An 8030-nucleotide genomic window follows, 5' to 3' on the forward strand; every position below is an offset into this window, starting at 1 on the left:
CTGGAGGCCGTTCTGTTGGTGGGCGGTATAGGATTTGAACCTACGACCCTTCGCGTGTGAAGCGAATGCTCTACCGCTGAGCTAACCGCCCGATCCTTGGTGGGCCCTACAGGATTTGAACCTGTAACCAATCGGTTATGAGCCGACTGCTCTGACCATTGAGCTAAGAGCCCGGGGGCTTCGCAGCGAAAGGGACTATAGCAGGGCGGTCAGCGCGTGTCAATCGTGGGGGCGTGCGGAACTTCATGAATGCGGGCGCGGGCGGGGAGCGGGTTACACTGTGGCCCATGACTGCCCTTCGAGTTCTCCACGTCGCGTCGGAGGTGTACCCGTTCTCGCGGACGGGCGGGCTCGCGGACGTCCTCGACGCGCTTCCGCGCGCGCTCGCCGGACTCGGGACCGAGGTGACGGTGCTGTCGCCGTGGTACCGGGACATCCAGCCGAAGCCCCAGCTGGTGGCGGAGTTCGGTGAGGTGCACGTCGGCGAGGTGCGCGAGCACGGCGTCCGCTACCTGTTCCTGGGTCTGCCGGAGTTCGACCGGGGCGGCGTGTACCACCCGGACGACGTGTGGCGTTTCGTGCGCTTCTGCCGCGCGGCCCTGCCCGCGCTGGACGCGCTGGGCGTGTCCTTCGACGTGCTGCACGCGCACGACTGGGCGGCGGGCCTGCTGACGATGCTGGCGCGCGAGCGGGGCGTGCGGACGGTGTTCACGATCCACAACCTGCAGTACCAGGGCCGCTGGAACGCCTGGGAGGCGTTCTCGTGGACGGGTCTGCCCGAGGGGGCGTACCCCGCGCTGGAGTTCTTCGGGGACATCAACCTGATGAAGGCGGGCCTGCTGTCGGCGGACGTCGTGACGACCGTGTCGCCGACGTACGCGCGCGAGATCACCACGCCGGAGTTCGGCGAGGGGCTCGATCCCGTGCTGCGCGAGCGCTTCGCGCGCAAGGAACTGGTGGGGCTCCTCAACGGGCTGGACGTGGAGCGCTGGGATCCGGGCGCGGACCCGGAGGTGAAGGCGTACCGGACGTACAAGGGCAAGGCGCCGAACACACGCGCGCTGCGCAAGGAGATCGGGTTGCGCGGCAAGCCGGTCCTGGCGACGGTGACGCGCCTCGTGGAGCAGAAGGGCATCGACGTGCTCGTGGATGCGCTTCCGGAGCTCACGAAGGACTGGGACGTGGTGGTGCTCGGCTCGGGCGACCCCAGACTGGAGGCGGCGCTGCGCGAGCACGACGGCCAGGGCGTGCGGTACTACGAGGGCATGAACGAGCCGCTGGCGCACCGCATCTACGCGGGCGCGGACGCGTTCGTGATGCCGAGCCGCTTCGAGCCGTGCGGGCTGTCGCAGATGATCGCGATGCGGTACGGGACGCCGCCGATCGTGCGGACGACGGGCGGGCTGAAGGACAGCGTGCCGAAGGACGTGGGGTTCCACTTCCAGAAGGCGGGCGCGGCGGCGCTGGTGCGCGCGGCGCGTTCGGCGGCGAAGGCGCTGGAGGACCCGGCGGGCTGGCGGGAGCGGGCGGAGCTGGGCATGGCGCACGACTTCTCGTGGGGAACGGCGGCGCGCAGGTACCTGGACCTGTACGCGCCCGCGCCCGCCGCGCCGAAGCCGAAGCGGACGAGGAAGGCGGCGAGCGCGCCGGAGCTGTGACGTGTTCACGTGGAGAGGGCGCCCCGGGTGGGGCGCCCTCTTCCCTTCCGGGTGTGGGTCAGGCGTTCATGACGCCTTCGACGCGGTCGGCGCCGTCGTCGTAGTTGTAGCAGGTGACGCCGGGCAGGGCGCTGCGGAGGCGTTCGGCGAAGGCCATGTCGAGGACGACGCTGTAGCGGCCGCAGCAGCCGGACTTGATGAGGTTGTGCTGGGCGGCCTGCTTCCATTCCTGGGCGAGTTCGGGGTGATTGAGGACCTCGGGCGTCACTTCCCGGGCTTCGAAGGCGAGGTACGTCATGGCGTGAGTATACGGTCCTGAACCGCTTCCAGTTTTCTCGCTTCTAGAGCCTTCGCTTAGCGTTATTCATGCGCATACGTGCATATACATCGTGTCCCGGATACACGAAGACCGCGCGCGAGGACCGCGCAGCCTGTAGCATTCAGGGCGTGACTTCGCTCGCGGTGGTCCTCGTCTCCCCCAAGAATCCCGGCAACGTCGGCTCGGCCGCCCGCGCCATGCTCAACATGGGCGCGTCCGACATGCGGCTCGTCGCGCCCCGCTGCGATCACCTCGACCCGGAGGCGCGGCGGCTCTCCGTCCACGCCGTGACGGTGCTGGAGGGCGCGCGCGTCTACGCCACCCTCGCCGAGGCCCTCGCGGACCGCGACGTGGCGCTCGCCACGACCGCGCGCGAACGCAAGAACCTGCCCCTGCCACGCCTCCCGAGCGAACTGCGGCCCCTGCTGCAGTCCGCCGACCGACCCGCCCTCGTGTTCGGCCCGGAGGAGTCGGGCCTCACGAGCGAGGACATCGCGCTGTGCCAGGGCAGCGTGCGCGTCCCGACGGGCGAGTACGCCAGCCTGAACCTCGCGCAGGCCGTGCTGCTGCTGTGCTACGAGTTCCTGCAGGCGCGCGAGGCCCCGCCCGTGGAGCACAAGGCCGCGCCGCGCGAGCAGATGGAGGGCATGTACGCGCACCTCCTCGCGTTCATGCACCGCATCGGCTACACCGACGACGTGCGCGCCCCGCAGACGATGCGGCACTGGCGCACCCTGCTCGACCGGGCCCGGCCCAGCGCGCGCGAGGTGCAGTTCCTGCGCGGCCTGTGGCAGCAGGGCATCTGGGCCGCGAACCGCGCCGACGAGCGCGCCGCGCCCCCCGCCAACCCCGAGGACACGGACGCCTGACGCCCGGCCCCGTCGGCGGATCGGGTCACTGAAGCTCGCGCCCGGGCACTCTAGACTTTCCGGGTGACCGTGTTCCGTCAGACGCCCGGCAGTCCGCCGCCCAGCATCAGCGTCGTGAGGCGCGTGAGGCTCACCCGCAACCTCCTGCCACCCGCGATCGTGCTGGTCGTCGTGCTGTACGAGGTGTTCGTGGTGAGCCTCCCGGACCGCGGCCTGATGTTCTGGCTGCACCTGGCCTTCTACGGCCTCGTCGGGCCGCTCGTGACGTTCTACACCCTGCAGTGGCTGGAGAAGGGCGTCCTCGCGCGCGAGCTCGCCGAGCGCGAGCTGCGTCACCTCTACGGGGAGCTCAGCGCGTCGCACCTGCAGCTCGACACGGTGCAGAGCCTCATCCGCGCCCTCGCGGAGGCGCCCGACCTGGAGGAGGTCCTCGACGTGGCCGCCTCCGGCACGCTGAGCGCCACGGGCGCGACGCACGCGCGCCTCACGGTGCCCGGCGGGCTGGAGCGCACCGCGCGCGGCGCGACGCTGCTCGAAGCGCCCTCGGCGGACCTGCACGAGCTGAGGCTGCCCGTCACGGCGGGCGGCGGGCGCGTCGGAGAGCTCACGCTGCACTTCGCCCAGCGGCCCCTCGCGGACACCGCGCGGCTCGCCCAGGCCCTCGCGGCGGAGGTGGGCACCGCCATCGAGGCGGCGCGGCAGCGCACCCGCGACCTCATCACCCTCTACGAGGTGGACGAATCGATCCGCGCCGAGCGCAACCTGCGCCGCCTGCTCGAACGCGTCACGCTCAACATGGCCGAGCGCAGCGGCGCGCGGGCGCGCGCGGTGTTCGTGGTGGACACGGACGGCGTGCTGCGTCACGTGTGGTCCGCCGACCTCACCGGGCAGGTGCGGCGCGGCGGGAGCGTCCCGGAGTTCGCCAAGCGCGTCGCGGCAGAGCGACGCGCCGACCCTCGCGACCCCCGAGGACGCCGCGCGCGTCTTCCCGGGCGCCCGGAGCGCGCTGGGCCTCCCGATGAGCAGCGAGGAGCGTCTCGTCGGGGTGATCGTGCTGGGTCACGAGGAACCCGACGCCTTCACGAGCGCGCGCGTGCCCCTGCTGGCCCTGATGGCCACGCAGGCGTCCCTGGCGGTCCGCAACGCCCGCGCGTACCTCTACAGCGAGGAGCTCGCCATCGGGGAGGAACGCAACCGCATCGCGCGCGAGATCCACGACGGCGTGGCGCAGTCCCTGGCGTTCTGCGCGCTGAAGCTCGACGTGGCCGAACGGCAGATCACGCGCGATCCCGGGAAGGCGGCGGCGGAGGTCGCGACGGCCCGGACGATCCTGCGCGAGCAGATCCGCGAGGTGCGCCGCTCCATCTTCGCGCTGCGGCCCATCGACCTCGAACGCTTCGGGCTGCTGGAGACGGTGCGCCGCTACGTGCTGGACTTCGGCGAGCAGAACGGACTGCGCACCACCCTCAACGTGGACGGCGAGGTGACCCTCTCCCCCGGCGACGAGGCGACGGTGTTCCGCATCCTGCAGGAGAGCCTCAACAACGTCGCGAAGCACGCCCGCGCGCACGAGGTGCACGTGTGCCTGCACGGCGCCGAGCGCGTCACGCTGGAGGTCCGGGACGACGGTCAGGGCTTCGACCCGGACCTCGTGAGCGGCCGGGTGAGCTCCGCCGGGGGCCTCGGCCTCGCGCAGATGCGAGAGCGCGTCGAGTCGCTCGGGGGCCGCTACGAGGTGCTCAGCCGCCCCGGCGAGGGCACCGTGGTGCGGGCGGAGTTCGCGCAGTCCTAGCGAACAGAGACGCCAGGACGACCCACGCCCGAACAGCGCGGCCGTCCGCGCTGGCGAAGACCGAGAGCTGGACGGCCTCTCGACGCTTCAGTTCAGCACGCGCGGCGTGGGCCGGTCGAGCGCGAAGGCCGGAATCATGACGCGCCTGCGTTCGCCCCAGGCGTCCTGGAAGACGTACGAGCCCTCCATGCGGCCAGGGATGGACCCCACGACGACGCTGCTGTCGTACTGGAAGACCGCGCCGGGCGCGAGGAGCGGCTGCTCGCCGACCACGCCGACGCCCGCGACGCGCGTGACCTGCCCCTCGCCGTCCGTGACCTTCCACTCGCGTTCGAGGAGCTTGTAGGACTCCTCGGCGTGGTTCTCGATGCGCACGAGGTACACGAACACGTGATGGCCCTCGCGGGAGTGCGTGTCGACGTACGCGGCCTTCACGACGACGCGGATGTCGGGCTCGGGGAGGGAGGTCACGCGCCCACTGTAGCGGAGGTGCGCGGCCTCCTTGGTAGACTCCGGCCATGCCTGAAACCAACGTCAACGTCGACTTCCTCGTCGCCCTGCTCGCCGAGGCCGCCCCGAGCGGCTTCGAGGCCCGCGCCGCGCGCGTCTGGAGCGAGGAGGCGCGCCGCTTCGCCGACGTCGTCCGTGAGGACGCGCACGGCAACGTGTACGCCGAGCTCAACCCGGACGCGGGCCGTCCGGTGGTCCTGATGGGTCACCTCGACGAGATCGGCATGATGGTCTCGCACGTGGACGACGGGGGCCTGCTGAGCGTCCTGCCGCTCGGCGGGTGGGACTCGCAGGTGCTGGTGGGGCAGCGCGTGCGGCTCCTCGCGGTGGACGGCGACGTGATCGCCGTGATCGGCAAGAAGCCGATCCACCTGATGGACCCCTCGGAGCGCGACAAGGTCAGCAAGATGGACGACCTGTGGCTCGACACGGGCCTCGCCGTGGACGAGGTGCGCCGCCGCGTGCCCGTCGGGACGGTCGGGGTGCTGGAGCAGCCGACGTTCGTGCAGGGCGAGCGCGTCGTGAGCCGCGCCCTCGACAACCGCGTCGGGGCCTTCACGGTGCTGGAGGCGCTGCGGTCCCTCAAGGAGCGGGGCGTGACGCGCCGCGTCGTGGCCGTCGCGAGCGCGCAGGAGGAGATCGGCGCGTACGGCGCGCGCACCGCCGCCTACCACCTCGATCCCATCGCGGCGCTCGTCGTGGACGTCACCTTCGAGACGACGCAGCCCGGCGTGGAGGTCAAGAAGGTCGGGCGGGCCGACTTCGGCTCGGGCGTGAACCTGTCCGTCTCCGCCCTGACGAACCCCCGCATCCTGCGCGAGCTGATCGACGTCGCCACCCGCGAGGGCATCGGGTACACCCTGTCGGCGCAGCCGCGCTCCACCGGCACGGACGCGGACGAGCTGAGCCTCGTGCGGGGCGGCGTGCCGAGCGGCGTCGTGAGCATCCCGCTGCGCTACATGCACTCCCCGAACGAGATGGTGGACCTGGGCGACGTGAAGGCCTGCGTGGACCTCATGGCCGCGTGGACGGCGGCGCTCGCGCCGGAACCCGAGTTCACCCGCGTGCAGTAGCGGCGGACGAGGAAGGGCGCGACCCTTAGTCCCGGTCGCGCCCTTCCCCGTTGTGCCTTGGAGCGTCAACGCTTTGGCCGCGTACGAGCCCGAGCGGTCGGGCTCTCGTGCCTGGTGCGTCGGCGCGTCTCTTCAACCTCTGGTCAGGCCGGAACTCGCAGGGGCAGCGTGAGCGTCGTCCGGGGCGTCACGACGAGGCCGAGGTCGCGCAGCACCTCGCGCAGGCGGGTCGCGGGCAGGTCGAGGTGGTAGCGCCCCGACAGGTAGAGGCCCTGCAGGACCTCGCGTCCGAGGGTGCGCTTCACGTCGGCGAGGCGCAGACGGGCCTCGCCGTAGGGATGTTCGACGAGGACGGTGTCGAGGGTTCCGGGCACCCAGCGGCAGCTCAGTCGTTCGGTGAGGTTCGGGCTCATTCTGGCCTCCGGCGCGTGACGCGCGATCACCCCGGCGTGCCCGTGTGTACGGGAGCGGACGACGAGGTGCGGGAGTGTGAGTCGTCGGAACGGAACGGAGAGGGAGCTTCCGAACTGATCTTGATCTGACGCCCACAGCTTAGGCGATGAGGAACTTCTCAACCTTACGACTCGATCAAAGAAAACTTCAGTCGTACTTCATGCAAAGTCCGTGGAATCACTCCCACGGCTCATGAGTTCATGGAAAGCCTCACCGAACGTGGACGAGTGCGTCCGGTGCCACGGAGGGCCGCGCGTCGAGCACCTCGTCCGGCACCCTGGAGAGGGCGTCCCGGATGACCTCCACGCCCGCGCCCGGCCTGAACGACCGCTCGCTCAGCTCGCGCTTCCAGCCGCGCGCGCCGGGCTGTCCCGCGAAGAGCCCCAGGATGTGCCGCGTGACGCGCGACAGGTACACGTCCCGCGCGAGCATCTCCTCCACGTACGGGACGAGGCGCTCCACGACCTCGCGCCGCGTCCTCGCGGGCGCGTCCTCCCCGAAGATCTCGCGGTCCGCGAGGGCCAGCACGAAGGGGTTCTGGTACGCCTCGCGTCCGATCATCACGCCGTCCGCCCACGCCAGGTGCTCCCTGGCCTCCTCCAGGCTCTTCACGCCGCCGTTGAGCACGACCGTCAGGTGCGGGAAGTCCTCCTTGAGGCGGCGCACCACCTCGTAGCGCAGGGGGGGGATCTCGCGGTTCTCCTTGGGGCTCAGGCCCTGCAGCCAGGCCTTGCGGGCATGCACGATGAACGTCTCGCAGCCCGCCGACGCCACCGTGGACACGAAGCGCGTCAGGTGCTCGTAGCTGTCCAGGTCGTCGATGCCGATGCGGTGCTTCACCGTCACCGGCAGCGTCGTCGCGCCGCGCATGGCCTCCACGCCGCGTGCCACGACGTCCGGCGTGCCCATGAGGCAGGCGCCGAACATGCCGCTCTGCACGCGGTCCGAGGGGCAGCCGCAGTTGAGGTTCACCTCGTCGTAGCCCCACTGCTCCGCCATGCGGGCGCTCTCGGCGAGCGCGGCGGGATCGCTGCCGCCGAGCTGAAGCGCGACCGGGTGCTCCTCGCGGGAGAAGTCGAGGTGACGGGGCCGGTCGCCGTGCAGGAGCGCGCCCGTCGTGACCATCTCGGTGTAGAGCAGGGTGCGCTTCGTGATGAGACGCAGGAAGTAGCGGTCGTGACGGTCCGTCCAGTCCATCATCGGCGCGACCGACAGGGTGTGCGGGGGGCGCGGGGCAGGCATCAGGGAAGTCTAGCCTCCCGCGCGGACGCGCGTGGTGGCGGCCCTCACTTGCGGCGCCACTGGTTGGCGCGCTCGCCCCGCTGCGCGAGCCGCGCGGTCTCCTCCACCCTCCGC

General features: G+C 71.1%; 8 protein-coding genes and 2 tRNA genes. 4 read left to right on the top strand and 6 right to left on the bottom strand.

All coding sequences use genetic code 11. The features are described 5' to 3' along the window. Positions 1 to 16: 16 nt before the first annotated feature. A tRNA-Val gene (locus tag DEIPI_RS0101055) sits at positions 17 to 91 on the bottom strand. A gap of 6 nt (positions 92 to 97) precedes the next feature. Then, a tRNA-Ile gene (locus tag DEIPI_RS0101060) sits at positions 98 to 173 on the bottom strand. Positions 174 to 287: 114 nt separating this feature from the next. Between DEIPI_RS0101060 and DEIPI_RS27475 the strand changes: the two genes are divergently transcribed. Then, a complete protein-coding gene (locus DEIPI_RS27475) occupies positions 288 to 1658 on the top strand; it encodes a glycogen synthase (RefSeq protein ID WP_084473854.1) in 1371 nt (456 codons plus the stop codon). Between the two features lie 58 nt (positions 1659 to 1716). Here the strand turns inward: DEIPI_RS27475 and DEIPI_RS27480 are convergent, their stop codons facing one another. Next, entirely contained in the window at positions 1717 to 1956 is a 240-nt protein-coding gene (locus tag DEIPI_RS27480) for a hypothetical protein (RefSeq protein ID WP_045233361.1), read from the bottom strand. A 149-nt stretch (positions 1957 to 2105) separates the two neighbouring features. Here DEIPI_RS27480 and DEIPI_RS0101075 point away from each other — a divergent pair, with 149 nt between their 5' ends. Next, positions 2106 to 2846 carry an RNA methyltransferase gene (locus DEIPI_RS0101075; protein WP_027480572.1) on the top strand — a complete coding sequence of 247 codons (741 nt, stop codon included), beginning with the start codon at positions 2106 to 2108 and terminating at the stop codon, positions 2844 to 2846. A gap of 1018 nt (positions 2847 to 3864) precedes the next feature. Beyond that, positions 3865 to 4638 (top strand): sensor histidine kinase, encoded by a 774-nt coding sequence (locus tag DEIPI_RS42020; RefSeq protein ID WP_342667492.1) that lies wholly within the window; start codon positions 3865 to 3867, stop codon positions 4636 to 4638. 87 nt (positions 4639 to 4725) lie between these two features. Here the strand turns inward: DEIPI_RS42020 and apaG are convergent, their stop codons facing one another. Beyond that, on the bottom strand, positions 4726 to 5109 hold the full coding sequence (gene apaG, locus DEIPI_RS0101085; protein ID WP_027480573.1) for a Co2+/Mg2+ efflux protein ApaG: 384 nt from the start codon (positions 5107 to 5109) through the stop codon (positions 4726 to 4728). 47 nt (positions 5110 to 5156) lie between these two features. Between apaG and DEIPI_RS0101090 the strand changes: the two genes are divergently transcribed. Continuing rightward, a complete protein-coding gene (locus DEIPI_RS0101090) occupies positions 5157 to 6221 on the top strand; it encodes a M20/M25/M40 family metallo-hydrolase (RefSeq protein ID WP_027480574.1) in 1065 nt (354 codons plus the stop codon). A 143-nt stretch (positions 6222 to 6364) separates the two neighbouring features. Here DEIPI_RS0101090 and DEIPI_RS0101095 read toward each other — a convergent pair whose 3' ends face one another. Both DEIPI_RS0101095 and dusA read right to left on the bottom strand, forming a co-directional pair. Next, a complete protein-coding gene (locus DEIPI_RS0101095; protein WP_027480575.1) occupies positions 6365 to 6634 on the bottom strand; it encodes a hypothetical protein in 270 nt (89 codons plus the stop codon). A gap of 250 nt (positions 6635 to 6884) precedes the next feature. Beyond that, positions 6885 to 7916 carry a tRNA dihydrouridine(20/20a) synthase DusA gene (gene dusA, locus DEIPI_RS0101100; protein WP_045233362.1) on the bottom strand — a complete coding sequence of 344 codons (1032 nt, stop codon included), beginning with the start codon at positions 7914 to 7916 and terminating at the stop codon, positions 6885 to 6887. Positions 7917 to 8030 lie beyond the last annotated feature (114 nt).

The organism is Deinococcus pimensis DSM 21231 (assembly GCF_000519345.1).
GTDB lineage: Bacteria > Deinococcota > Deinococci > Deinococcales > Deinococcaceae > Deinococcus_A > Deinococcus_A pimensis.